General features: G+C 60.4%; 25 protein-coding genes. 8 read left to right on the forward strand and 17 right to left on the reverse strand.

The window, feature by feature from the left end; genetic code table 11:
* The first annotated feature begins 26 nt into the window (after positions 1-26).
* Complete coding sequence (locus tag PJK54_RS13025; protein ID WP_333781921.1) at positions 27-527, forward strand: YeeE/YedE family protein; 501 nt, start codon at positions 27-29, stop codon at positions 525-527.
* A complete protein-coding gene (locus tag PJK54_RS13030; RefSeq protein WP_271303107.1) occupies positions 524-937 on the forward strand; it encodes a DUF6691 family protein in 414 nt (137 codons plus the stop codon). Before PJK54_RS13025 ends, PJK54_RS13030 begins: the two co-directional genes overlap by 4 nt.
* Before the next feature lie 485 nt (positions 938-1,422).
* On the opposite strand, the gene PJK54_RS13035 is transcribed toward PJK54_RS13030, so the two are convergent.
* From PJK54_RS13035 to PJK54_RS13080, 10 genes are all read right to left on the reverse strand, one after another.
* Complete coding sequence (locus PJK54_RS13035; RefSeq protein WP_077377123.1) at positions 1,423-1,770, reverse strand: hypothetical protein; 348 nt, start codon at positions 1,768-1,770, stop codon at positions 1,423-1,425.
* A gap of 77 nt (positions 1,771-1,847) precedes the next feature.
* Positions 1,848-2,186 carry a hypothetical protein gene (locus PJK54_RS13040; protein ID WP_077377126.1) on the reverse strand — a complete coding sequence of 113 codons (339 nt, stop codon included), beginning with the start codon at positions 2,184-2,186 and terminating at the stop codon, positions 1,848-1,850.
* Positions 2,187-2,253: 67 nt separating this feature from the next.
* Positions 2,254-2,592, reverse strand: a complete 339-nt coding sequence (locus PJK54_RS13045; protein WP_271303108.1) for a hypothetical protein — start codon at positions 2,590-2,592, stop codon at positions 2,254-2,256.
* A 66-nt stretch (positions 2,593-2,658) separates the two neighbouring features.
* Positions 2,659-2,997: a hypothetical protein gene (locus PJK54_RS13050; protein ID WP_077377132.1), complete on the reverse strand. Its 339-nt coding sequence runs from the start codon at positions 2,995-2,997 to the stop codon at positions 2,659-2,661.
* Positions 2,998-3,064: 67 nt separating this feature from the next.
* Positions 3,065-3,409, reverse strand: coding sequence for a hypothetical protein (locus tag PJK54_RS13055; RefSeq protein WP_077377135.1), 345 nt, complete (start codon positions 3,407-3,409; stop codon positions 3,065-3,067).
* A gap of 838 nt (positions 3,410-4,247) precedes the next feature.
* Positions 4,248-5,342 (reverse strand): ADP-ribosylglycohydrolase family protein, encoded by a 1,095-nt coding sequence (locus PJK54_RS13060; protein WP_271303109.1) that lies wholly within the window; start codon positions 5,340-5,342, stop codon positions 4,248-4,250.
* A 313-nt stretch (positions 5,343-5,655) separates the two neighbouring features.
* The gene (locus tag PJK54_RS13065; protein ID WP_271303110.1) at positions 5,656-6,696 is read right to left on the reverse strand and encodes an Ldh family oxidoreductase; all 1,041 of its coding nucleotides are present in this window, start codon (positions 6,694-6,696) and stop codon (positions 5,656-5,658) included.
* 31 nt (positions 6,697-6,727) lie between these two features.
* Positions 6,728-8,056, reverse strand: a complete 1,329-nt coding sequence (locus PJK54_RS13070) for a TRAP transporter large permease (protein ID WP_077377144.1) — start codon at positions 8,054-8,056, stop codon at positions 6,728-6,730.
* On the reverse strand, positions 8,053-8,568 hold the full coding sequence (locus PJK54_RS13075; protein ID WP_077377147.1) for a TRAP transporter small permease subunit: 516 nt from the start codon (positions 8,566-8,568) through the stop codon (positions 8,053-8,055). The genes PJK54_RS13070 and PJK54_RS13075 overlap by 4 nt, the downstream gene beginning before the upstream one ends.
* A 79-nt stretch (positions 8,569-8,647) precedes the next feature.
* Complete coding sequence (locus PJK54_RS13080; RefSeq protein WP_077377150.1) at positions 8,648-9,706, reverse strand: C4-dicarboxylate ABC transporter substrate-binding protein; 1,059 nt, start codon at positions 9,704-9,706, stop codon at positions 8,648-8,650.
* Between the two features lie 328 nt (positions 9,707-10,034).
* On the opposite strand from PJK54_RS13080, the gene PJK54_RS13085 reads away from it, so the two are divergent.
* Positions 10,035-10,643 carry a helix-turn-helix domain-containing protein gene (locus PJK54_RS13085; RefSeq protein WP_271303111.1) on the forward strand — a complete coding sequence of 203 codons (609 nt, stop codon included), beginning with the start codon at positions 10,035-10,037 and terminating at the stop codon, positions 10,641-10,643.
* 98 nt (positions 10,644-10,741) lie between these two features.
* Here the strand turns inward: PJK54_RS13085 and PJK54_RS13090 are convergent, their stop codons facing one another.
* The 5 genes from PJK54_RS13090 to PJK54_RS13110 all read right to left on the reverse strand — a co-directional run bounded on the left by PJK54_RS13090 (position 10,742) and on the right by PJK54_RS13110 (position 17,258).
* A complete protein-coding gene (locus tag PJK54_RS13090; RefSeq protein ID WP_271303112.1) occupies positions 10,742-12,262 on the reverse strand; it encodes a sodium:solute symporter family protein in 1,521 nt (506 codons plus the stop codon).
* On the reverse strand, positions 12,255-12,443 hold the full coding sequence (locus PJK54_RS13095; RefSeq protein WP_077377159.1) for a hypothetical protein: 189 nt from the start codon (positions 12,441-12,443) through the stop codon (positions 12,255-12,257). Before PJK54_RS13095 ends, PJK54_RS13090 begins: the two co-directional genes overlap by 8 nt.
* Positions 12,444-12,485: 42 nt before the next feature.
* Positions 12,486-15,482, reverse strand: a complete 2,997-nt coding sequence (locus PJK54_RS13100; RefSeq protein WP_271303113.1) for a c-type cytochrome — start codon at positions 15,480-15,482, stop codon at positions 12,486-12,488.
* A 70-nt stretch (positions 15,483-15,552) separates the two neighbouring features.
* Positions 15,553-16,062 carry a (2Fe-2S)-binding protein gene (locus tag PJK54_RS13105; protein WP_271303114.1) on the reverse strand — a complete coding sequence of 170 codons (510 nt, stop codon included), beginning with the start codon at positions 16,060-16,062 and terminating at the stop codon, positions 15,553-15,555.
* Positions 16,063-16,202: 140 nt separating this feature from the next.
* The gene (locus PJK54_RS13110; protein WP_271303115.1) at positions 16,203-17,258 is read right to left on the reverse strand and encodes a 2,5-dihydroxypyridine 5,6-dioxygenase; all 1,056 of its coding nucleotides are present in this window, start codon (positions 17,256-17,258) and stop codon (positions 16,203-16,205) included.
* Between the two features lie 533 nt (positions 17,259-17,791).
* Here PJK54_RS13110 and PJK54_RS13115 point away from each other — a divergent pair.
* Genes PJK54_RS13115 through PJK54_RS13130 form a run of 4 tightly spaced genes read left to right on the forward strand, consistent with a single transcriptional unit; the run spans position 17,792 to position 21,220 of the window.
* A complete protein-coding gene (locus PJK54_RS13115) occupies positions 17,792-18,958 on the forward strand; it encodes an FAD-dependent monooxygenase (protein ID WP_271303116.1) in 1,167 nt (388 codons plus the stop codon).
* The gene (locus PJK54_RS13120) at positions 18,955-19,788 is read left to right on the forward strand and encodes an alpha/beta fold hydrolase (protein ID WP_271303117.1); all 834 of its coding nucleotides are present in this window, start codon (positions 18,955-18,957) and stop codon (positions 19,786-19,788) included. Before PJK54_RS13115 ends, PJK54_RS13120 begins: the two co-directional genes overlap by 4 nt.
* Positions 19,789-19,803: 15 nt before the next feature.
* Positions 19,804-20,556, forward strand: coding sequence for a maleate cis-trans isomerase family protein (locus tag PJK54_RS13125; RefSeq protein WP_271303118.1), 753 nt, complete (start codon positions 19,804-19,806; stop codon positions 20,554-20,556).
* Between the two features lie 31 nt (positions 20,557-20,587).
* Positions 20,588-21,220 carry an N-carbamoylsarcosine amidohydrolase gene (locus PJK54_RS13130; RefSeq protein WP_271303119.1) on the forward strand — a complete coding sequence of 211 codons (633 nt, stop codon included), beginning with the start codon at positions 20,588-20,590 and terminating at the stop codon, positions 21,218-21,220.
* A gap of 78 nt (positions 21,221-21,298) precedes the next feature.
* Here PJK54_RS13130 and PJK54_RS13135 read toward each other — a convergent pair whose 3' ends face one another.
* Positions 21,299-21,784 carry a MarR family winged helix-turn-helix transcriptional regulator gene (locus PJK54_RS13135; RefSeq protein WP_271303120.1) on the reverse strand — a complete coding sequence of 162 codons (486 nt, stop codon included), beginning with the start codon at positions 21,782-21,784 and terminating at the stop codon, positions 21,299-21,301.
* A 356-nt stretch (positions 21,785-22,140) separates the two neighbouring features.
* Between PJK54_RS13135 and PJK54_RS13140 the strand changes: the two genes are divergently transcribed.
* Positions 22,141-24,417 carry a xanthine dehydrogenase family protein molybdopterin-binding subunit gene (locus tag PJK54_RS13140; RefSeq protein WP_271303121.1) on the forward strand — a complete coding sequence of 759 codons (2,277 nt, stop codon included), beginning with the start codon at positions 22,141-22,143 and terminating at the stop codon, positions 24,415-24,417.
* Positions 24,418-24,522: 105 nt separating this feature from the next.
* Here PJK54_RS13140 and PJK54_RS13145 read toward each other — a convergent pair whose 3' ends face one another.
* Complete coding sequence (locus tag PJK54_RS13145) at positions 24,523-24,918, reverse strand: RcnB family protein (RefSeq protein ID WP_077377186.1); 396 nt, start codon at positions 24,916-24,918, stop codon at positions 24,523-24,525.
* Positions 24,919-25,341 lie beyond the last annotated feature (423 nt).

Below are 25,341 nucleotides of genomic sequence, written 5' to 3' on the forward strand. Positions count from 1 at the left end.
TGGCGCTCGCCAGGCACGAGCATATCATCGTCGCAACGCAGGATGACCGCGACACGAGGACGAACCACATGGACATGATGAGCAGCATGAAAGGACTCGCCGGCGGCGTTCTGATCGGTCTTTCGGCAGTGATGCTGATGGCCTTTCTGGGACGTATCGCCGGTATCAGTGGTATCACGCGGGGCGCGCTGCTGGAATCAGGCCCGGACCGCCGCTGGCGTATCGCCTTCGTGCTCGGGTTGATCAGCGGCCCGCTGCTCCTTGTGCTGTTCAATCTTGACTGGGGCAATGTGGCCGAGGGCACGGATGCGCTGATCGGCGATCCCGCCAGCGGGGTGCTGAGCATGATGTTCGCCGGCCTGCTGGTGGGCCTGGGAACAGGCATCGGCGGCGGCTGCACCAGTGGCCACGGCGTCTGCGGCATCGCGCGTCTCTCCCCGCGCTCGCTGGTGGCCACGGGGGTGTTCGTGGCCATCGCCATGCTGACGGTCTTCGTGACCCGACATCTGCTGGGAGAGTCACCATGAAAGCTGTCACCGGCTTCATTACCGGGCTGGTCTTCAGCCTCGGCCTGACACTCAGCGGCATGACCGACCCCGCGCGTGTCGTCGGATTTCTCGACGTGGCCGGAGACTGGGACCCCACGCTGATCTTCGTGCTTGGCGGGGCAGTCACTACCACCTTCATCGGTTATCGCCTCGCCTGGCGACGCAGCACTCCCCTGTTGGGTGAGCGATTCCAGCTGCCTACACGCCGCGATATCGATGGCCGCCTGCTGCTCGGCGCGGCCCTGTTCGGTACCGGCTGGGGCCTGAGCGGATACTGCCCCGGGCCTGCCATCGTCTCCAGCAGCGCCATGAGTCTGCCATTGGCGGGTTTTCTACTGACGATGCTACTGGGCTGGTGGCTGGCCACGCGCCTGACTCGCGCTCACTGATCCGAGCGCCACGCAAGCGAAAATCCTTGCATGAGAAACGCCCGCCGAATGGCGGGCGTTTCTCATGCAAGGCGAGTCACCACGACCACACGGCGCCCTTTCTCTCACGGGACCTCATTGCGATGATCTCGCTGATCAACAGCCCCGTGGTTCGTGTGCTGGATGAAGTCACATCCACATGAAGCGTCGAAAAGCCAAAAAAAAGCCCGCCAATGGCGGGCAGGGAATGTCGGGACAGGACATTCAGGACAGGAAAGCGTTTGAGCAAGGGTTCTGCCATTGACGACGAGTGCGGTCTTGCGTTCGGGTCAAAACACTTGCTCAAGCGTTCTTCTCTCTCACGAGTTGTTCTCTGGAGCACTGACCATCAGGAGACAACGTGATGGTCAGTGGGTCCATTCAGCAACTGACAGAGGTAGGTCGATGGCATATCGGCGTCCTTGGCTGTCTTGCAGAGTCGGGGACTATTGCGTTGCCGCGAGCGGTTACGCGCTCTCATTCAAGGCATGTTCGACGCGTGTGGCAGAGACACTCTTGCCGGCATCGTTGACGTAATCCGCCGAATCGCTTGCCAGTGCACGGGTGGTGCCCTGGATGCCGGCGTTGCTGATGGATGTCTGGACGCGGCTGGCAGCGACACTCATGCCGGTTTTCACGACATCATCATGGTGCAGTGTGGCTTGCTGAGTGACCGGCTGTGCCTGACCCATGATCACGCGATCACTGAGGGTGGCACGTACGCGGGCATCGGCTTCGCTGTCATTGGCAGAGGCCACGCCAGTGGCGGCAACGGACAATGCGGCAATGGCGAATAGAGACTTGAGAGATTGCATGGGGGTTCTCCTATTGAAAAAGGTCATGTCAGTGCAGACACCTGGCCTGCAAGCGTCTGACGCAGACATCGGGCGTCTCAGACGTTGACGTCGCTCACGGCGTGACGAACACGGGTGCCGGCAACGCTATCGCCTGAATCATTGGCGACATCGAATTCCTGCAGGTGGATGGAGCGGTCATGGCCACGGATCTCGTCGTCACCGGAGGCAATCTGGAAACGGCCTGCAGAAGTGCTCATGCCGGTTTCCGCGAAGGTCGCCTGGCCTGTCGGTGCCTGCTGAGCGGCACCATGGATGACACTTTCACTGACGTTGTGCTGGACACGCTGGGCGGCCGGGCTGTCATCCGCCGCGAAGGTGGCGGTGCTCACGGTGGCGAGAGCGGCGGCGGCGATCAGGGTCTTGAGAGTGTTCATGATGATTTCCTCGATGAAGATGATGTGATGATCAGGCCTGGAAATGCAGGCCAGGGATGACGGTCAATCAGACGTTGCTGTCGCTCAGGGCGTGCTGAACGCGGGTAGCGGCGACACTCTTGCCAGCGTCATTGTCGAAGGCCTGTTCACGGCTGGCGGTAGCGCTGCCGTGCCCTTCAATGGACGACTGGGCCAGGGCGGTCTCGACACGACCTGCCGCGACGCTCTTGCCGGTTTCCGCGAAGGTGGCCTGAGCCGTCGGGGCCTGCTGGGCGGTGCCGACGACGACGTCCTGGCTGACGGACTGCTGGACACGCTGGGCAGCCGGGCTGTCATCCGCCGCGAAGGTGGCGGTGCTGACGGTGGCGAGAGCGGCGGCGGCGATCAGGGTCTTGAGAGTGTTCATGATGATTTCCTCGATGAAGATGAAGTGATGATCAGACCTGGAATGCAGGTCGGGGATGACGGTCAATCAGACGTTGCTGTCGCTCAGGGCGTGCTGAACGCGGGTCGCGGCGACACTCTTGCCAGCGTCATTGTCGAAGGCCTGTTCACGGCTGGCGGTAGCGCTGCCGTGCCCTTCAATGGAGGACTGGGTCAGGGCGGTCTCGACACGACCTGCCGCGACGCTCTTGCCGGTTTCCGCGAAGGTGGCCTGAGCCGTCGGTGCCTGCTGGGCGGTGCCGACGACGACGTCCTGGCTGACAGACTGCTGGACACGCTGGGCGGCCGGGCTGTCATCCGCCGCGAAGGTGGCGGTGCTGACGGTGGCGAGTGCGGCGGCGGCGATCAGGGTCTTGATAGTGTTCATGATGATTTCCTCGATGAAGATGAAGTGATGATCAGTCCTGGAAATGCAGGTCAGGGATGATGGTCAATCAGACGTTGCTGTCGCTCAGGGCGTGCTGAACGCGGGTCGCGGCGACGCTCTTGCCAGCGTCATTGTCGAAGGCCTGTTCACGACCGGCGGTAGCGCTGCCTTGCCCTTCAATGGAGGACTGGGTCAGGGCGGTCTCGACACGACCTGCCGCGACGCTCTTGCCGGTTTCCGCGAAGGTGGCCTGTGCCGTCGGGGCCTGCTGGGCGGTGCCGACGACGACGTCCTGGCTGACGGACTGCTGGACACGCTGGGCGGCCGGGCTGTCATCCGCCGCGAAGGTGGCGGTGCTGACGGTGGCGAGAGCGGCGGCAGCGATCAGAGTCTTGAGATTCAGAGTTTTCATTGGGTTTTCCTTTCTATGTCCTGGGCAATATTGCCCTTGTGATGTCGTATGCAGTCTTGGCTGCATACGTCTAGCTTGTTAACAGACTAATGATTATTGCGCTATCACACTAGCCGTGCTGCTGGCAGCTCACTGTTTCCATCAAAGAACCAGATTGCGTTGCCTGGGCATTGCCCTGCTCCTGAGGAGTGTTGGTGAACCTCAAGAGGTACAACCTTCAACCCTCCTCTGCATCACTTCTGTACAACCTTGAAGATGCGGACATCCCATGATCGAGAGCGGATCAGATGCTTGGCACTGTCCAGGACACTGCCGTATGACGTTTAAACTTTGGTCGCAATCATCAGAAAGGCATTCATCAGCAACTTGTCCTCTTACCCTGCTGAAACCCTCACCGTTGTGCTTGATGAGTATTACGCTTGAGCAAACGGGTTGGATGCATGCCATCTTCAAAAAAGTCGCAGGCGTCTTGACAGGTGCCTGCCGTCGACCAGAACCAGACTACCGTTTCGTACAATGTGGAGTGAGCGCATTGTGGACGAATCCCGCATCGGCACATATCCCCCCACTGGAACAGCATTGATTCCACTAGCGAACCAATAAAAGCCTGTATTGAACGTCTGGTCAGGCAGCAGTCTACGACCTTGGTAATAACCGCAGCGTTATCAATCGCTTACGAACCCCTCTGATGTTGTCCTCGGATCGCCCACTTGAGGCATGCCCTCACCTTTGCGCTACCGACGTTTCGTGACAGCCGGCAAAAAGGCATGGTCAGACACGAAAACGCGGGGCAATCCAAGGGTTGCCCCGCGTTCAGTCAGCTAGCGTTGCGCGTATCTCAATAGCCCGGGTATTTCTCCCAGACCCACCGCTCGTCCTTGCCACCCCCATCGGTATAGAGCTCCCAGCGAGCGCAATCGTGCAGGTCCTGGGCGACCTCGCCGACGACCTCTCGCAGTTCAAGCGGCTCCAGCCAATCAGCAGGTATTGCCTCTTCTCCCCATTGCGCCCCGAGCAGGTTGCCCGTGATGGCCCCCGTGGAATCCGAATCCCCATCATGATTGACCGCGATCTGGATCGCGGAGCGGAAATCCCGCGCGGTGAGTGCGCAATACACGGACATCGCCAGGGCCTCTTCCGCGATCCATCCCAACCCCAGCATCACGACAGCCACCTGCGGCGCAGTGCCGGACTCGGCAAGCTCGCAGGCTTGCTTCAGGGCCTGCATGGTCTCCTCGCAGCCTGATTTGCGCTCGAGAATGCGCATGGCGTGCGCAAGTGCCTGTGCCATCGAGTCACCCGCCACCAGGCACTGGATCATCACCGCCAGCACCCCGCCCGTCAGCTGACCGGTCACGTGGCCATGGGTCAGCGCGCAGACCTCTTCCCCGAGCGCGAAGCACATCTGATGGGAAGCCCCCATCACATGTGCGAACAAGCCGACGGGGGCCACGCGCATCACACCCCCACAGCCCTTGCTGTCGTTCTGCGCGGTGTCACTGTAGGTGCGCACCTGCTTGAGCGCGGACAGACACGTCATGCCCGGGGCGCGGCGCGAATGCAGTGCCGGCTGCTTGATCAACCAGCCACTGTCCAGCCATTCCTGTTCCGTTGCCTTTTGCGTGCGTTCCCCTTGGGTGTACAGCCAACGTTCATAGGCACTGTTGACCAGGCTACCTTGCGTCGTGATGCCTCTCAGACAGCCGCGCACGTGGCTACGCAACAGACCCTCGGCGGTAAACAGTGTCATCTGCGTATCATCGGTAATCCGCCCCAGCCCGCCATAGGCCGGTGCGTAATCGCGTATTCCTTCACTTCCGAAGCGCGCCTGGATCTCCTCGTGCGACAGGAACTCCACTGCCGCCCCCAGCGCATCTCCCACCGCACCACCCAACAGGCAACCCCGAAACCGCGATGTCGTCTCAAGCGTCATGTCCCTTTCCCCTTCAATGGCCATCAAGATGGCATCAACGACCCTCAACACGGCTTACGCTAGCAGCAACGGCACCTTTGCGGAAAAACGCCCACATCCGGTGGTGCACATAATCAGGCAGAACTGGATGGGCGCCCAGTATCGGTGAGCACTGAGGATGACAGCGACGACGATGGACACCTTATATAGAAGAACGGCCGCCCAGGGGCGGCCGTTCTTCTTGCTGCAGTCATGACCTCATGCCGTCATGCCCTCATGACGTCCTGCCGCGTGCCTGTCAGCGATGACTCGGCAGCTCGGCACAGGCAACTTCTCAGGAGGCAAGCTCGAGAATGTCGTCATACAGCGCCCGGGAAAGTGTGACGCCCTCCTCCAGATGCTTCTGGCGAGCCTGATAGCGACGCTCGGAGGAAAGACGCGCGCCCTGCTGCTTGACCAGGTCGAACAGCCGTTCAGAGCGCAACATGTGCTGCTGGGGACTGCCCCCCGTGAGACGCGCCGGGTCCATCGCGATGATCATCTCCCCATGATACGGCAGGCTGCCCTTGCCTTGATCATGCTCGCTGGATTCGATACTGAGCATGTCACCGATCAGCGGCCCTGCGATCAACTCGATCATGATCGCCAGCGCAGAGCCCTTGTGCTCACCGAACGGCAGCATCGCGCCATGATCCAGCACCTCGGCCGGGTCACGGGACGGCGTACCGTCTCGATCAACCCCCCAGCCCAGCGGAATCTCGTCCCCCTGACGACGATGCAGCTCGATATCGCCACGTGCGATGGCGCTGGTCGCGAAGTCGAACACGTAGGGATTGCCATCCCCGCGCGGCCAGCCGAAGGCAATGGGGTTGGTGCCCAGCAGGGGCTGGCTGCCTCCATACGGCGCCATGTACGACTGGGTCGGGTTGCAGGCGATGGCTACCAGCCCTTCCCGCGTCAGCCGCTCGATCTCGACCCACAATGCTGTGCCATGTACGCAATGATTGATGGCCAGAATGGCAATCCCATTGGCTCTCGCCTTGCTGAGCAGCTCAGGCACGCCCTGCTGGAAGGCCAGCGACGAGAAGCCACCCTTGGCATCTACCTTGACGATGGAGGGCGCCGTATCCTCGACCACCGGCACGGCATTCGGCACCACACCACCATTGTTCAGTGTTGCGACGAACCCCATCAGGCGATAAAGCCCATGGGATCGACAGCCATCCATTTCCGCCGCCACCAGCGCGTCACTCATGGCATCGACATGTGGCTCACTAAAGCCATGATGGCTCAGTACCTTCTGACATAGCGACTTGAGCGCTGCCCGATCGAGATTGACGTCCATTCCTGCCTCTTCCTGTGTTGCATCACTCATGCGAACTCATTCCTTTCCAATAAGGTGTCCATCATTTCCATGACGGCCCGCTGATGGCATCAGGCAACCACAGCGCCAGCCCCGGGAAGGCCAGGATCAGCGCCAACACCACCAGCTGCAGGCAGATGAAGGGCATCACCCCCTTGTACATATGCTTCAACGTCACTTCAGGCGGTGTGATGGCACGCAGATAGAAGATGGAGGGCGCCAACGGCGGTGTCAGATAGCTCGTCTGCATCACGATCAGGAAGGCCACGCAGAACCAGATCTCATCGAACCCGAGCAGGCCGATGACCGGCATCGCCACGGGAATGACGATCAACACCACCGAGATCATGTCGAGCACGAAACCGGCCAGGAAGGCGATTAGCAGGATGGCGCCGAGAATCAGCCACGGGCTCAAGCCAGTATCCAGCAGCAGCGATTGAACAGTCGCCATGCCGCCGGAAGCAAAGAAGACGCCCGCGAACATATTGCCGCCCAGCACGATCAGCAGAATCATCGCGGTGATGTTGAGTGTGCGTATCGCCGCGTTCCACAGGATGGACAGCGTGAGATTGCGATACCCCAGTGCCAGCAATACGGAGCCGAGCGCCCCACAGGCTGCCGCTTCTGTCGGCGTGGCGATGCCCATCAGAATTGTGCCCAATACCACCAGGATCAGACTCATGGTCGGCAGCAATGCACTCAGGGTGATGGTGAGCAGCTTGCCCCATCCCGGATGTTGCTCATCTTCCTTGAGTCGCGGCGCAAGCGCAGGCTTCAGCGCACAGACCACGACGATGTAGACGAGGAACAGCAGCGCCATCAACAGTCCCGGAATCAACAGGCCACTGAAAAGTGACCCGACGGAGACACCCGCGACAGGCCCGAGAATGACCACGGTAATGGAAGGCGGGATCGCCGTGCCCAATGAGCCACTGGCGCAGATGGTGCCGGAGATCAGCGACTTGTCGTATTGGTGCTTGAGCATGACCGGCACCGCCAGCATGCCGATCACTGCCTCGGTCGCGCCCACCACGCCGCTGGCAGCCGCGAAGATGGTCCCCATGATGACTGCGCCGACGCCCAGCCCACCGGGCATCCGGCGTGTCCACAGATGGATGGCCCCGAACAGTCGCTCGGCAATGCCGGAATTCTCGAGCATCGCGCCCATGAAGATGAACAGCGGTACGGCGGCAAGGATCGAGTTGGACGCCGTGTCCTCGATCTTGGTCAGCAATTGATAGGCTGCGGCATCCCCGAACTGGGCAACGCCAAAGACCGTCGCGACGACGATCATCGAGAAGGCGATCGGGAAACCGAGCACGATCAGCGCGATGAGCGCAGGAAACATGATGAGGGCAATGAAGTCGCTCATGAGGACGCCTCCGTGTCGGCATCACGACCCAGCAACGTGGCGAGCAGTTTCAACATCTCGGCGATCACCTGCAATGTCAGATAGAGGAATCCCAGCAACCACACACCGAAGACCGGCCATATCACGGGATTCCAGGCCGAGCGACCAGAGCGCTCATTGCTGGAGAATGCCTCGATCGCGTAGAGCGAAAGCTCCCAGACCAGCCAGCCCAGCACGGGGAGCAGTACGCCATAACAGGCCAGATGCACCCCGGCTTTCAGACGTGGCGAAAAGTTCTGACTCAGCACATCCACACTGACGTGCTGGCCCACGCGCAGTGCATTCGCCATGCCAAACATGAAGATGGCCCCCATCACCATGTAGCTGACTTCGAATGCCCACAGGGTGGGCCTTCCCAGCACATAACGACTGAAGACCTCATAGACCAGCGCAAGCACCAGCGGCAGTATCAGGACAGCCCCTAGATACCCCGCCCAACGGGTTTGACGCTCAATGGCATCGACTATTTTCATGGCAACCTACCGAATGACAGTCAGGGTAAGGCACAGGCAAACTCTTTGCCTGTGCCGAAAACGTCAGATCCTGCGGGGTTCAGCGACCCATTTCCCCGATCGGCAAACGATAGTCCTGCCAGGTGGTCATGCTTTGCTTGAAGGTACGTTGAGACTCAAGCACACGCGCGAACCACTCGTTCTCCTCTGCCTTCTCATCCTCCCAGGCACGTGTCTCTTCGTAGATGGCATCGATGAAGGGTTGCTCCAGTTGCACGATCTCATTGGGACCCTCTTCCAGCTCCTTGAAGGCCTTGAGATCAGCGAAGGAGCTATCCAGCCAGGATTCGAACACGCTCAACTTGCCGGCAAGACGCAACTGATTCTGCTGGGCTTCGCTCAGGCCATCCCAGGCATCGACATTCACTTCACACTCGAGAATGCCACCGGACTGGTGGACGCCAGGTAGCACGACGTACTGCGCCACGTCTTGGAATCCGGTCGGCTTGTTGAGCTCGGGGCTGCCCCACTCCGCCGCATCAATCACACCACGATCCAGCGCCGTATAGATGTCACTGCCCGCCATCACGACGGTGGAAGCGCCCAGGCGCGAGGCGATTTCAGCCCAGGCACCTGATGTTCTCAGGCGCAGCCCCTGGAAGTCCTCAAGCGTCTGCACCTTCTTGCTCGAGTGCAGGAAGATCTCGGTGCCCAGGGTCGAGCACGGGAATGCCACGACGCCGAACACCTCGCGACGGAAGGCTTCATATAGCTCGACACCGCCGCCCTCGTACATCCACAGCATGAATTCTTCCGGCGTCAGGCCGCTGGAGTGCCCGGCCAGCAGCGCTGCCGTCGGGTCAGTTCCGTAGTCATAGTTGATGTAGTTATGGCTGATCTGCGCGACACCGGACTTCACGGTATTGGTGACACGCAGCGCACCACCCAAGGTGCCGCCGGGGAACACCTGGATGCTCACGTCACCATTGGTCAATTCGTTTGCATAGTCCGCGAAGGTCTTGGCATCCCGTTCAAGCCAGGGCCCACCGCCCCACGGAGTCGCCATCTTCCACTCGATGTCCGCCGCCTGAGTCGTGGCAGTCGCCAACAGGCTGGCAGCGATACCCATGCCGAGGAGCTGTTTCTTGAAGTTGTACATTATTGTTTTCCCAAGATTATTTTAATTAGAGTGCAATGCTATGCCTACCAGCAGGCGAATGCCTGATACAGGCTGAGGCCTGATACATGCCCAGTGGGCGGCCACTGTAGATTGCGCATTCGCCCCCACAATTGCATATACGCAATATTGGGTCAAATATGGATATCAGGCTCGACATTTTGCTCATGGAAGCTCTAAATGGACCCCATCATGGCGTTCATGCCTCTCCCTGCCGCAGCATGACCTGAAAGCTCACGCCCTTGCGCTACACCGGCATAGGCAGCGACAGACGCCACCCCAGCAGACGAACACGATGGAGCACGCTGACATGACACCCCACCAGGAAACGCCGATCGCCCTGAAGCACCGAGAACGCAAGGCAGGCGCCATTGGTGACAATCTCAAGGCGCTACGCAAGGAGAAGGGACTGACCATCGCGGCCGTGGCCAGCGCGTCAGGAATCTCGGCGGCCAGCGTGTCAAGAATCGAGAATGGGCGTATCTCACCGACCTTCGAGGCAATCGTGAACCTCGCCAAGGGTCTGAACGTCGATGTCAGCGAGCTGTTCTATTACACGGAGGACACGTCGTTTCGGGGGTGGCTCGCCTTGACGCGAGCGCAGGAGGGAGACGTCATCGAGACGCCCAACTACCGGTATCGCCCGCTTTGCAACAATGTGGCGTCCAAGGAATACATGGTATTGGAGACCACCGTGCTCAATCGTAGTCTCGAGGAATTCGGCGGCCTGCAGAAACACTCCGGCCAGGAACAGATCATCGTGACCAGCGGAGAAGTGACCGTCTGGACCGAACTTTACGACCCCATCCAGCTCAAGGTCGGCGATAGCCTGGCCTTTGACAGCACCCTCGGACACGCCATCACCTACAACGGCGACGCCCCTGCGACCATGACCTGGGTATGTAGCGCCTACGCCTGAAGCTTCGAAGATGACATCCCCCACCATGGGCTGCCCGCCCAACGACAGAAAGCCCCTTTCGGGGCTTTCTGTCGTTGGGCGCTTGGGTGAGACAGCGCTCAGTGCCTGGCCAGTTTCAGTGGTGCTTCCTGTGCAGGGTCTTGCGCCGGACTCCGCCCGGTCTTCAGCTCATCGTCGATGGCCTGCATGAACGCATCAGCCGAGGAAGCATGTGGCTGTGTCATCAGACTCACACCCACGAACAGCACGCTTGCGACGATGATGCCCCAGATACCGGCCGGCAGGCCGAACAGTGAATTGCCCGTGGCATACATGACCAGCACGAAGATGGCGGTACCGATGACACTCACCAACACACCGCCGGACGTGCCTCGCTTCCAGTAGAAGGCACCGATGATGGCCGGCACCGTGGCGACCAGACCGGAAGATGCCGCCACCGAGAGAACGGCAATGAGATCCAGCTGCAGCTCCGCGAAGCCGAGCGCCATCAGGGCGATGAGCGGCACGACGATCTTGCCGACCATCAACTGTCGCTTCTCGGTGGCGGCCGACGTCACATTGGCATAGACGTCGCGCGCCAGCATGGATGACAGGGTCAGCATGATGGAGTCAATGGTCGAGACTGCAGCGGCCATGATCCCGATCAGCACGATGACACCCAGTACCGGCGGCACCGAGGCAGAGCCCAGCAGTGAGGCCGTAGCCAGATCCGGGCTTTCGAGGCTTGGGAAAGCTACCAGCGCCGAAAAGCCCCACAGCACGGAAACCAGTGTGTAGATGAAACCGAAGACCAGGAAACCGATCAGCATCTGACGCATGGATTTCAGCGAGGATGGCATGAACAGACGCTGGCTGACCTGAGGATTGGAAAGACTGAAGAAGAACCAGGGAATGGTCAGCCCGAGGAAGGTCACGAAGCTGAAGAGCCCGGAACCCGGCACCGTCAGCGACTGAGGTTTGTCATTCGCCAGTGTCTCGAACATGCTGCTGAAGCCACCCAGCCCCTCGATGACGAGAAACGCGACAAGCGTAGAGGCAACGATCATCATGATGGCCTGCAGCGAGTCAGTCCACATGACAGATCGGATTCCCGCGACATAGGAGAAGAAGATCGCGATGGCGGTTGCCATCACCACGCCTGTGGTGAAATCGATCGCGCCATCGGTGGTCCCCTGCAGTAGATAGCCGACACCGGCCAACTGCACGGCAGCATAAGGAATCAGGAAGATGCAGCTGGCGATCGAGACTGCCATGGCGACATGCTTGTTGTGATAACGATGCCCCAGCATCTCGCTGGGCGTGACGAATCCAAACGTCTTCCCGACCGCCCAGAAGCGCGGACCAAAGATGGAGACCAGCGAAACACCCGCGAAATAGACGATCTCGAAGCCCAGCGCCCCGACACCACCGGCATAGGTCAGTCCCGCCAGCCCCACCATCATGAAGGCACTATAGGTCGTGGCGCTGTAGCTTAGAGCCGAGACGAAGCCATTCATCTGACGATTACCGAGAAAATAGCCGGACATGCTTTCCGCGCCGGCCTGCCGTGCGAGCAGCGCGATCCCTACCGCGATCATCAGATAGATGGCGATGGACCACCAGATGAGGGATTCAGTCATTACCGTGCTCCTCGAAATCCTTGGTGATATAGAGATTCACAGCGATGACAACCAGCCCCGCCACCGACCAGAACAGGAAACTGCCATACCAGGCACTCACATCGCTCAAGAGCGTATAGGGCACTGCGTAGCAGAGCAGGACCAATGCCCATATCAGCCATATCCACTTGCTTCGTTTCATGATCAACCTCTTGTTATTGTCATTTCAGGGGAATGCAGATGCTCAGTGATGTTCCTCGCGTATCTGCGATACGCGCTGCTCAACGTCTCGCCAGGGCGAGCTGTCAGGCGCGAAACGCGCCTGCAGATAACGTGTCAATGTGGTCACCTGGGCATTCGTGAAGCTTTCCGCGAAGCCAGGCATATCGGCGACTCCGGACGCATTCGCCATGTGTACCCCTCCGAGAATGGAGTGGATGACGTTGTCGGGAGAGTCGCTGTGAAGATTGGTATTGAGCGCCAGTGATGTCGTCGCACTGGAAAATGACGGAACCGGCAACTCGACATGGCAGGAGGCACAGGCACCCTCGAACAGGCGGTCGCCCTCTTCCATCCCTGCCGGGGCCTGTCGAGACAGCCGGACCCTGTCTGCCGCCTCCTGAAGCATGTCCGGCTGTTCGCCCCAAGGGGCTCCCATCTGCACGGCGACATAGTGCGCGATGGCACGCACGTCATGCTCCGGCAGCTCTGCCAGACCTGCCACGACCGGCGCCATGGGCCCGGATGCCACACCATGCAGCGCCGATTTTCCCGTACGGAGATAGTCATGGAGCGCAGACTCGCTCCAGGCCACCGGCGAGCGATTCAGCTGGCTCAAGGCCGGTGCTTCCCAGCCATCGATCATCGCGCCCGCCAGATAGGCATTACCGGAGCGCTCGGCTCCCAAGGCATTGCGCGGTGTATGGCAGGCACTGCAATGACCGAGCCCTTCCGCGAGATAGGCACCACGGTTGTAGAGGTCACTCTGCGCGGGGTCCGGCATGAATGGCGAGCTGTCGTGATTGAGCAGGTTCCAGCCTGCCAGCAACTCACGCCGGTTGAAGGGGAACTTGAGCGCATTCTCAGGCACCTTGGCCGCCACTGCAGGCTGGGCCATGAGATAGGCATACAGGGCCTGCATGTCCGCATCACTGGTCTTGGCGAACGCCGTATACGGGAAGGCTGGATAGAGATTGTGACCTTCACGACTGACGCCATGGCGCATCGCTCGCTCGAAGGCGGCATAGGACCACTGGCCGATCCCCGTCGCCTCATCCGGGGTGAGATTGGTACTGTAGAGTGTGCCGAAGGGCGTATCGAACCGACGCCCTCCCGCATTCTCTCCCCCCCCGTCACTGGTATGGCAGGCGGCACAATCTCCCGCTGCCGCCACCAGGCGACCCCGTTCGATGGTTTCGGCGGAGTACAGATTGACTGCCGGCCGGGCAATGGGCGCAATGGCTCCCTTCCAGGGCCACGCCATGATCGCTGTGCCGGTGATGGCACTAGCCGCCACGGTCAGCAATGAACGCTTCCACCATGCGCTGCGCGTACGTCCATCGGGCGCCTTTCCCTCCTCCTTGCCCTCAGCGGCCTTTGATGACTGACCGCTCGCGGACAGGGCCGCACGTACACGACTGGCCGTGAAGGGCGGCTGCCGAAAGCGCACGCCAGTGGCATCGAACAGCGCATTGGCTATCACGGCAACGCCGGGGGCGAGATCCACGGAGGCCGGCACGCCAGCAGATGCCACACCTTGCTGCTGCGGCATCACGATCTCAGTAGCCGCCGTGACGCGAAGCGAAGAGAAAGACGTCACCTCCGGCGTGGCCACGGCAGACGACGAACGACCATCCCCCCATTCATCGAAGGCAGTCTCATGACCTAGAATGGGGAATCGCTCCCCCAACACCCTGGCCTGCAGCGTCTCCTGCAGGCACGTGGTGTCCACTTCCGTGCCGGCATCCTGGCCGACCACCAGACGCGTCAAGGTGACGTCGCCGGTGAGGCGATTGACCTCGACATCCGCAATCCAGGCGGAACGGCTGCCTGCCTCGATCTCCTGACGAGCGCCCGGCCGCTGCGAATAGGCGAACCCCCGCCCGGCAAGACGATCGCTCGAATCTTCTGTCGGCGCGGCAACCACAGGGTCTCGCTGATGCCACTCGGCACGCCGGGAAACCGAACGGATCAACTCACTTCCGCGCACGTCCGTGAGATGCGCAAGTCGCAGCGCGACAGGGTCCTCTTCGCCGGCATGTGCCACTTCATCCAGAAACGATTCGCGCGCGAAGACCTGCTGGATCTCCGTCAGTCCCTTGACATCACTGCCCGCCGCCACTCCCCGGTTGCGTATCGAGATGCGCTGCTCCGAGACGTCATAGGGGAAGAGACTGGCGATGTCGTCCTCATGAACGCCCTGATCCTCAACGTCGCACGAAGATGCCGGATGGTCGCTGCCTGACGGTGAATCACCCCGCCACTCCGGCAACCTGCCACTCAACAGCAATCCGACAGCCGGCACCTCTCCACAGAGATGTCTCTGTCGATAGGCATAGCGAAGGAGTCTGCCTCCGGAGTCACGAACGGCCCCGAGCGACATACGCTGGGATTGTCCGAGCCCCTGGACATCCCGCATGTACTCGGCATCAAGCCACACCGCGACAGGGCACCGCAGAGCACGCGATATCAAGGCCGCATCCACCCCGGCGTCATCACCGCAATGTCGCCCGAGCCCGGAGTGCTGCTCGGCGTGCTCAGAAAATACCTGGACATTCTGAGGCTCGAGGCCAGTGGCCCAGGCGATGTCCTGTGCCAGCAGCTGTGGCGTAGCAGTCTGCCCCCAGAGCTCCAGAGTGTCGCCGGCGTAGTCAGCCAGCACCCAGCCGGGCGCCTCTCCCCACCCCATTCGACTGGGCCAGGTGTAATCTCCTCGATGATCACTCTGCGCCAGCTCGACATCCGCCACCGATTCCAGAGCGCGCGCCCCCGTCATCCGGCTGGCCTGCGGGCCATGGCGACGGTCCTCCACTGTGCCAACCGCAGTCTGCCAGCGAAGCGTGACCGACCGCGCCGCGTTGCGTGCCGCCACAAGCGTCTTCGCCACGACGGCGACGAAGTCACCTTCGCGCACCAGCTGGACCTCGTCGTCCGGCGATCGGGCAGGCGCCAGTACAGCCTCCACCAGTCGATCACAGACGAAGAAATCACCGTTCCACTTGTAGCTTGGTGGGCGTATCACTACGCCATATCGCGCACGGGCTAGCGTGTCAGGCGGGCACTCGCTCAGCCACGACAGCGATTGAGACGACTCATTCACCGGGAGATTGCACATCGTGACCTCCCCCGATGGCAGCGGCATTGAGCCTCACGGCACGCTCGGCTGCTGCCAGAATTTCCACATGGGTCCCGCAACGGCAGAGGTTGTATTCAAGTGCCGCCCGCAACTGCTCCGGAGTCGCGTCTGGCTTGCGATTCAGGACCGCTCGCACGGCCATGATCATGCCATTGAGACAATAGCCACACTGCGCCGCCTGACAGTCGATGAAAGCCTGCTGGACGGGGTCCAGACTTTCCGGTCCACCCAATCCCTCGAGCGTGATGACCTCACGACCTGCCACCGCGGCCACCGGAGTCACGCAGGCACGTGCCGCCATGCCATCCACCAGCACACCGCAGGCGCCGCATTCCCCGAGCCCGCAACCATATTTGGGCCCGTTCAACGCCATGTCATTGCGCAGTACGGTGAGCAGTGATGTCCCCGAGGGCACTGCCAGCTCATGCGTCTCGTGATTCACCCGTAGGGTCAGTGTCTGCGTCATGATGACTCGTCGTTGTTGTTGGATAATCCAGGCTCTCTCAGGAACCTTCGATGATGCATCACCGGCTACGGCCATGAAGAAGAGCCACGGTAAGCTCATGATTCATAGGGAGTCTTTCAGCTTACCTCACTTGCATCAGCTCAGGTGAGGAGTGACCCCTGCGGCGCTACCACCCGGCCTTCTTCCACGACTGCGCTGTCATCCAGGAAAACCGAGCAGTGGCGCAGCGGAATATCCATGTGGCAAGGCGTGTTACGGGCCCCCCCCACCTCGGTGTTGGGGCCTGTGGAGAACAGGAAGTTGCCCTCGAAGGCCCGAGCATCCATCCCGATGGCATCGTTCTTGTCGTGCAACCCCATCGCCGACCATTGCGCTCGCGACTGCAGACCCCAGCCAATATGCGAGAAGGCATAGACGTCGGGATCCTTGAAGTGAGCCATGTATTCACGCAGGTACTCGGCATCGAACCCACCATGGATCTTGCGGATGAATCCCTCGCTGATTTCCAGCGTGATCGGCTTGTCACGCACGTAGGTCTTGAAGGGCAGCAGGATATCGCCGACATCCACCACGATGGTGCCCTCGGCAGTGCCTTCATTGGGCCATGAGAACAGGAAGCCGCTGGGCCAGTGATCCCATCGCCCGGGCGCGTCCGCAAAGCCATATTCACTGACCACGGGGTATTGCCCCAGGCTTGCCGTGAAATCCGTGCCGGCGCGGGAGGTCACCTTGAAGGTGGATGCCTGCCGGAAGACGTCCGCCGCAGCCTCGACCCGCTGCTTGTCCTGCACGGTGGGCAGCATGCGCGCCAACATTTCCGGAGGCTCTACCGCCAGCAGGATACGGGTACCGGATTTCAGGATCGCCTCCTGCTCCGGAGAGTGCAGCAGCATCATGGTATCCACGACGAGATCGGCGGCCATCAATGCCTGCTGCGCCGCGGGGTGGCCGGTCAGCGCCGTATGCCCCACATAGGCCGTGAGATCGTTGCCTACCGCCGTACGGTGGTTAAATGAGGCGAGTTCGACGATATAGGCCTTGGCCCCTAGACGCTGTGACGCCTCCATGGCTGCTGTCACGATCATGGCATTGGAATAATGGCTCTTGAGTATCGCCACGCTCTGAGTGTCATCCACCTTCGACAACGTGAGAACGTGCTCAAAATGTTGAGTCAATTCGCTTTGACTGACGGGCATCTCGCCACCTCTTGTTCTTGTCTTGATGACGGCTCCGTCATGGCTGACGAGACCGCTCCCTTCCCCGGTACCTTGTTGTCGCTGACGCCCTGGCGGCTCCCCCCACTTCTGTCTGCCAAGGCCCTCGCACTTCAGTTGTGCAGCCTGGGCATGCGGCCATCCAGATTGGTGCATCCCGAGCGCCAAACTACAATGTACACGTGACTAATTTTCGTGTTTACAACGTATAGCACTCAAGACACTGATCTGGCAAGCAAGGAAAAACTCACACCCAAACCCAATAAAAATCAAATGAATCAACTACTTGGTAATACATATATCGTGTAAATCATGAAAACACCATGTAGAAAAAAATTGATTCTATAGACTTGACCCCCTCATTAATGGTGTATACGTTGTTTTTAGCAAGGCAAGCACACTGCGTCTTCCGCGCCAGAGATTGACAGGGCATTCACCACCCGGCCCTCCCCATTGCGCAAGCGCGGCATGTCAGACGACCCGCCAACAACAAGACCGTAGACAGGAGAGGCAAGATGACCAAGACACCCAGGATTGCCGTGATTGGTGCAGGATTGGGGGGCGCCGCTGCCGGGGCTCTGCTCCAGCAGGCCGGCTATGACACCCGGGTATATGAGCAGGCACCCGCATTCTCACGCTTGGGCGCGGGTATCCACCTGGGCCCGAACGTCATGAAGGTCATGCGCCAGATCGGTATCGAGACGCAACTGGCCGAGATGGGGTCACATCCAGAGCAATGGTTCAGTCGAGATGGAAAGACGGGCGAATATCTGTCGCGCATTCCGCTGGGCCAGCAGGCTCGCGAGCAGTACGGCGCCTCTTACATCACCGTGCACCGGGGGGATCTCCATGAGCTGATGGTGGGCGCACTCGACCCCAACCGACTTCACTTCGACAAGCATCTGGTGGATGTCGATGATCGTGGCGACAAGGTGATCATGCACTTTGCCGACGGCACGACGGAGGACGCCGATATCGTAATCGGGGCGGACGGGGTCAACTCACGCATTCGCGAGAAACTGCTGGGAAAGGAAGCGCCGACCTACAGCGGCTGGGTGGCCCACCGCGCCATCATCTCGGCAGAGAAGCTCAAGGCCTATGAGCTTGATTTCGAGTCCTGCGTGAAATGGTGGTCAGAAGACCGCCACATGATGGTCTATTTCGTGACCGGAGATGAGAAGGAGTACTACTACGTCACCGGCGTACCGGAACCCGAATGGAATCACGACAGCTCCTTTGTAGAGAGTTCACGCGAGGAAATGCGTCAGGCCTTCGTGGGTTACCACCCGACAGTCCAGGCACTGATCGATTGCACCGAGACAGTGACCAAGTGGCCATTGCTGGAACGCAATCCTCTCCCGCTCTGGCATGACGGGCGACTCGTGTTGCTGGGCGATGCCTGCCACCCGATGAAGCCACACATGGCACAAGGTGCCGCCATGGCCATCGAAGATGCCGCCATGCTGGTGCGCTGTCTGAAGGAGGTCGGCGCCGAGCAGCATCAGGAAGCCTTCGAACTCTATCGCCAGAACCGCTTCGAACGCGCCTCTCGCGTGCAGCAGGTCTCCCACGACAACACCTGGCTACGTGAGAACGAGGACCCCGCCTGGGTCTTCGCGTACGACGTGCATGACGTCGCGCTGCAGTACCCCGCCACGGCTATCGAGGAACAGTCTGCATGACCAGCACCTACCTTTACGGGGCCAACGTCCAGGCCAATGGCATCCGCCAGCATTATCTCCGCTACGGAGCCCCGAGCCAGCCTTCCAGCGTGGGCGCTGCCCGCCAGCCCCTGGTCATCATCCCCGGCATCACCAGTCCGGCCATCACCTGGGGCTTCGTGGCCCAACGCTTCGGTCAGCATTTCGACACCTACGTGCTGGACGTTCGCGGGCGCGGCCTCTCATCCAGCGGCGCCGAACTCGATTACGACACCGACACCTGTGCCGAGGACATCAAGGCGTTCATCGACGCACTGGGGCTGGAGGACGTGATACTGGCAGGGCACTCCATGGGGGCTCGCTTTGCACTGCGCGCCATGAGCCGCGGCGCAGGAAACGTCAGCAAGCTGGTGTTGATCGACCCGCCGGTCTCCGGACCCGGACGTCGCGAGTATCCCAGCCGCCTCCCCTGGTATGTGGATTCCATCCGTGACTGCACGCATGGCGCGGACATCGAGACCATGCGCGGCTACTGTGCCAGCTGGAGTGATGACCAGCTTCAGCTTCGCGCCGAATGGCTCCATACGTGCTACACCCCGGCCATCGTGCAGGCTTTCGAAGAGTTCCATACGGTGGACATCCACCAGGACATCCCTGGCATCCAGATCCCCACCTTGCTGATGTGCGCCGGCAAGGGGGGCGTCATCCAGACGCAGGACAAGGAAGAGCTCCAGCGCCTTCTTCCGAGCATCCGCATCACCACGGCGGAAAACGCCGGCCACATGATCCCCTGGGATGATTACGAGGGCTTCTTCGCGGCCTTCGAAGACTTCCTCGGCCACGCGCCTTGAGCAAGGAAATTCGCCATGACCAGACCCTACCGTATCGGCCAGATCGTTCCGAGTTCCAACATCACCATGGAAACGGAAATTCCCGCCATGCTGACAGCACGCCAGCATGTTCGCCCGGAACGCTTCACCTTCCACTCCAGTCGCATGCGCATGAAGACCGTCGCCAGGGAAGAGCTGGCCAGCATGGACGCCCAATCGGATCGCTGTGCCCTTGAGCTGTCGGACGCCGCCGTGGATGTCATGGGGTATGCCTGCCTGGTCGCCATCATGTCGATGGGCCCCGGATACCACCGGGAATCCCAGCAACGCCTGCGCAGAGTCACCGCCGAAAACGGCGCCGAGACGGCAGTCGTCAACAGTGCCGGCGCACTGGTCGATGCTCTGGAAGTCATGAATGCCAGGCGAGTCGTGGTGGTCGCCCCTTACATGAAACCGCTGACGGAGATGGTGGTGAACTATATCCGTGAGGAAGGCATCGACGTACGGGATTACCGAGCACTGGAAATCCCAGACAACCTGGCAGTGGCTCGCCACGACCCCGACAACCTGCCGGCCATCGTTGCCAGCATGGACCTCAGCGAAGTGGATGCCATCGTGCTGTCCGCCTGCGTGCAGATGCCATCGCTTCCTGCCGTCGCCAAGGTGGAAGCGATGACGGGCAAGCCAGTCGTCACCGCCGCGATCGCGACCACCTACGCGATGCTGAAATCACTGGGCCTGGAGCCCGTGGTGCCCGGTGCCGGCGCATTGCTGTCCGGCGCCTATTGAAAGGCCGACATCCACCACGAGGAACATGAGCATGCCACCTGAGGATCTGAACGCGAACTACCAGGGCGTCTGGGATGGGCGCCTGGGCTTTGGTCACAAGGCCGCCCTGCTAGTCGTCGACTTCATGCAGGGCTATACCACACCCGGCTCACCTCTTCATGCCCCGGGCGTGGTGGAAGCCGTGGCGAGAATGCCATGCCTGCTGGAGCAGGCTCGGGCAGCGGGGATCGAGATCATCCATACCAACATTCTCTACCTTGCTCCCGAGCAGCGCGATGGCGGTATCTGGGTCAAGAAGGCTCCCGTGATGCGCCACATGGTGCCTGAGAGTCCCTATGCAAGATTCTACGAAGAAGTCACGCCACAGGAAGGCGAACTGATCATTACCAAGCAATACGCCAGTGCCTTCTTCGGCACATCTCTGGCCTCCACCCTGATGTCGATGGGCGTGGATACGTTGATTCTAACGGGTTGCTCTACCAGCGGCTGCATACGCGCGACCGCAGTGGATGGCGTACAGCATGGGTTCAGGATGATGGTGGTGCGCGAGTGCGTGGGAGACCGACACCCTGCCCCACATGAAGCCAATCTTTTCGACATCGACAGCAAGTACGGCGATGTCGTCTCGCTTGACGAGACACTCGCCTACCTGCAACAGGGATGAATCACGAAGCCCGGCCCGAGAGGCCGGGCTTCGTGATGAGGAAAACATGCCTGGGCACCGCGAGCCTGGCGCGCCGGTTCACGACTCGGAGTGATTCATCTTCTCGAGCAGATGCAGCAAGGCAATACGTTCCGCAGGATTGAGTTTGCCCATGGTCTGGTCGGTGATTTGATGCGCCACGGGAATCATGCTCTCGACCAGGGCTTCGCCGGATTCGGTGATCTTCACCATGACCTTTCGCTGATCGGCGGGATCGGCAGACAGCGTGACCCACTCGCGAGCCGTCAGGCGCTTGATTACACCTCGGATGGTCGCAGGGTCGATATCCGTCGCCTTGACGATATCGGTAAGAGAGCTGGGCCCGCGCTCCATGACCGTGCAAAGTGTCACGAACTGGATCGCCGTCAACTGGGAATCACTGCAGTGACGTTGGAAGATTGCCGTGTGACGCTGGTAGGCCTTGCGCAGCAGATGGCCGACCTGCTCGGAAAAGTCATAGCCCTGCTCCGCAGGGGTCTGGTGTCTGCCAGAACATGACGCCTTGTCCTGTTGCTCCATGGTCATGCAGCATCCTCAAGAGATTATCGATTGCCGGCCTGGCACTCCCCGTGGAATGACAGGGACCGAACCACCTGTAACTATTGGTAATCGTCTATCATCACCGCCGATGTATGGTGTATACACCTTGATGACGATGATAGCACCTTGTCTCACCCTGATCGATGACAGGATAAAAGACCTATATAAACTGAGAAAATTTGGCAATCATGGCCAAGAAGTCATGCAGTAACCGAACAGATCACCAACCAGCATAAATGATGTACGCACGATAACTCTCAACAGGCATCATGACGACATACCGCTGACAGCCGGGAGGTCGTCACCGCCAGTACAACAAGAACAGAAAATGGAGAAGCGACATGTCTCGCAATCCGCTGCCTGACCGCCGGGCACTTCTCACCGGCACTGACATCCTGGTGGTCTATCGCGACCCTGTCATTCCCCCTAAGCCCGCCCCCGGTCAACCCGGCACCCATTCGGACTTCATCCCCACGGAGCCAGAAATCTTCCTCGCAATCTGCGCCGATGGGCGAGTCATGGCCTTCAATGGCCACGTGGATCTCGGCACCGGCATTCGTACCTCGCTTGCCCAGATAGTGGCCGAGGAACTCGAGCTCCCCTGCTCACGGGTCGACATGATTCTGGGCCACCCCTTCGATGTGCCCAACCAGGGGCCGACTATCGCCAGCGCGACCATCCAGATCACCGCTGATCCGCTTCGTCGCGCAGCCGCCCAGGCACGTGAATACCTGCTGGACCTGGCGGCGACTCACCTGAATCTTCCTCGCGATGGCTTGCGGTGCAGCCATGGCCGAGTTCTGCCCAAGGCACGAGACGCTTCACCCGAGCATGGCACCCGTGGCATCGACTACGGCGAACTACTCCAGGGTCGCCGCCACGCCTTGAAACTCGAGGCCACCGTCCTTCTCAAGCCACCCGGTGACTATCGGATCGTCGGAAAGGCCGCCTCGCGGGTCGATATCCCTGAGAAGGCAACGGGACAGCTGACCTTCGTTCACGACATGCGACTTCCCGACATGCTGCATGGCGCCGTGATTCGGCCACCTTATACAGGCCACGACAAGGGCACGTTCGTCAACAATTGTCTGATCAAGGTCGATCGTGGATCTGTCAAGGGAATGCCAGGCCTGGTCGATATTGTGGTCATCGGTGACTTCGTGGGGGTAGTGGCGGAACGAGAAGAACAGGCCGCCGCCATCGCGAAGCGGCTCGAGGTCACGTGGCGTGAGGACATCGACCTGCCGTCCCTGCATGATATCCCGAGCGCGCTGGCGGCATTGCCCGCCAGCCACCGCCCATTGCTGAGCGAAGGGGATGCCGACTCCGTCCTGGCCAGTGCGCCTCACCCCCTGGAGCGGACCTATGTCTGGCCCTTTCAGTTGCATGGCTCGATTGGCCCATCCTGTTCGCTGGCGAATTTTCGAGAGGGCTCTCTCACGCTATGGTCTGGCACCCAGAATCCGCACAGCCTCCGGGCGGATCTCTCCAGGCTGCTGGACCTCGATGAGCCCCGCATCACCATCACGCGCATGGAAGCGGCTGGCTGCTACGGCCGCAATTGCGCCGACGATGTCGGAGCGGATGCCGCTTTGCTGTCTCGTGCCATAGGTCGCCCGGTACGCGTGCAGCTGTCACGCGCACAGGAACATGCCTGGGAGCCCAAGGGGGCGGCACAATTGATGACGGTCGCGGGCGCAAGCGATGAGGATGGCAATCCATTGGCCTATCGATTCACATCCCGTTATCCCTCGAATGACGCACCCACCTTGGCTTTGCTGTTGACCGGTGCCGTCGCACCGAGTGACATTCCTTTCGAGATGGGCGATCGAACGGCAGTCCCGCCCTATCGCTACGAACATCGCGATATCCGTTGCGATGATGTGCCGACACTCGTGCGCGCCTCATGGTTTCGCGGCGTCTCCGCCATGCCCAACACCTTCGCTCACGAGAGCTTCATCGATGAGCTGGCCTATCTCGCCGACCAGGATCCGGTCGCCTATCGCCTCGATGCCCTGAGTGATCCGCGAGCGGTGGAACTCACCAGACGAGTGGCGGCACACGCCGACTGGGAGCCACGCGTGGCGTTTTCCGCCCCTCTTGCGTCGCAAGATGGCTGGCTGTACGGCAGAGGAGTCGCCTACGCCCAATACGTCCACAGCCGATTCCCAGGATTCGGTGCGGCGCTGGCCGCCTGGATCGTCGAGCTCAAGGTCCACCCCGATAGTGGCCGTATCGTCGTCACCCGACTGACGATCGGTCAGGATGCCGGCCTGATGATCAATCCCGCAGGAGTTCGCCATCAGGTTCATGGCAACGTGATCCAGACCTTGAGCAGGACACTCAAGGAAAGGATCCACTTCGAGGATGGCAAGCCCAGCAGCCGGGAATGGGGCAGCTATCCGATCCTGCGCTTCTCGGAGATACCCGATATCGAGGTGGTGTTGCTGGAGGACCAGAACCAGCCACCACTCGGTGTAGGCGAATCCACCTCCCTGCCCGGCGCACCTGCCATCGCAAATGCCTTGTTCGACGCTACGGGCGTTCGCTTCCTCGCACCGCCCTTCACACCAGAGGTGGTCCGCCAAACGCTTCAGAAGACTTTCGGCAGCATCTGACAGGCTGCAATGCGAGAGGGCTTGACGTCATGTCATCAAAAAAGGGCCTCACTGGAGGCCCTTTCTTTTGTGCTTGCTGACTGACGTATGAACACGCGGCTGGAATCAGCGATTGAGAATGATGGCCGTGATCGCGCCACCCGCCACCGCGGCCAGCACATAGCGCCCATCGATGTTCAGCCAACGATGCCCGCGCGGCGGTTTGGAGAGGTGACGATGGTGCCAGTCCTTCACCCAGTAGCGGCTATCGGAATAGTAATGACGCGGCAGGTGGTCGCCACGGCGCCACTGGTGGTGGCGTCGGGCCTCATGACGGTGGCGCTCATGGTGACGCTTCTGCTTGTGGTGCTTCTTGTGATGTTTGCCATGATGACCGCGGTCGTGATGGCCGTGCCCACGGTCATGATGCCCATGGCCTCTATCGTGCGGTCCTGCCTGAGCCAGCGGGGCTCCCAGCAGCGTAAATATCATCATCAGAATGGTCAGTGTGCGCGTTCGCATGGCTGGCCTCCTCGCCGTGCCCCACCGCCAATCAAAGCGCTGGGAATCATGTTGGGGGCTTCCTGGTTAGGAAACAGTGTTGCGCAACCTTAACGAGAACCGAGGAAGCCCGCAAGATGTCTCATTTTTCTCGTTCTTTGTCGTTATTTCATGCATTTTCTGTCGCATTGCACCGAAGTCGATGTCGCCACTGGCCAACACTTTCCTTTATATGTCGCCACCTTTATAGCGCTCTCTTGCAGAGACCGGGCTTTCGCTGTCCTTCCCGCTGCCCCATTTCCCCTCTCGACTCTCGAGCCTCAACCAAAACGACGCTGAGGCATGGCAAGAAAGCGACGATGCCTAGTACGCCGATCGCACCACATCGGTGCAAGACCACCCTCAGAATTGTGAGATATCTGTTCCTGAATCGTTGGCCGTTTT

Origin of the sequence: Cobetia sp. MMG027, assembly GCF_027947415.1 — a bacterium.
Lineage (GTDB): Bacteria > Pseudomonadota > Gammaproteobacteria > Pseudomonadales > Halomonadaceae > Cobetia > Cobetia marina.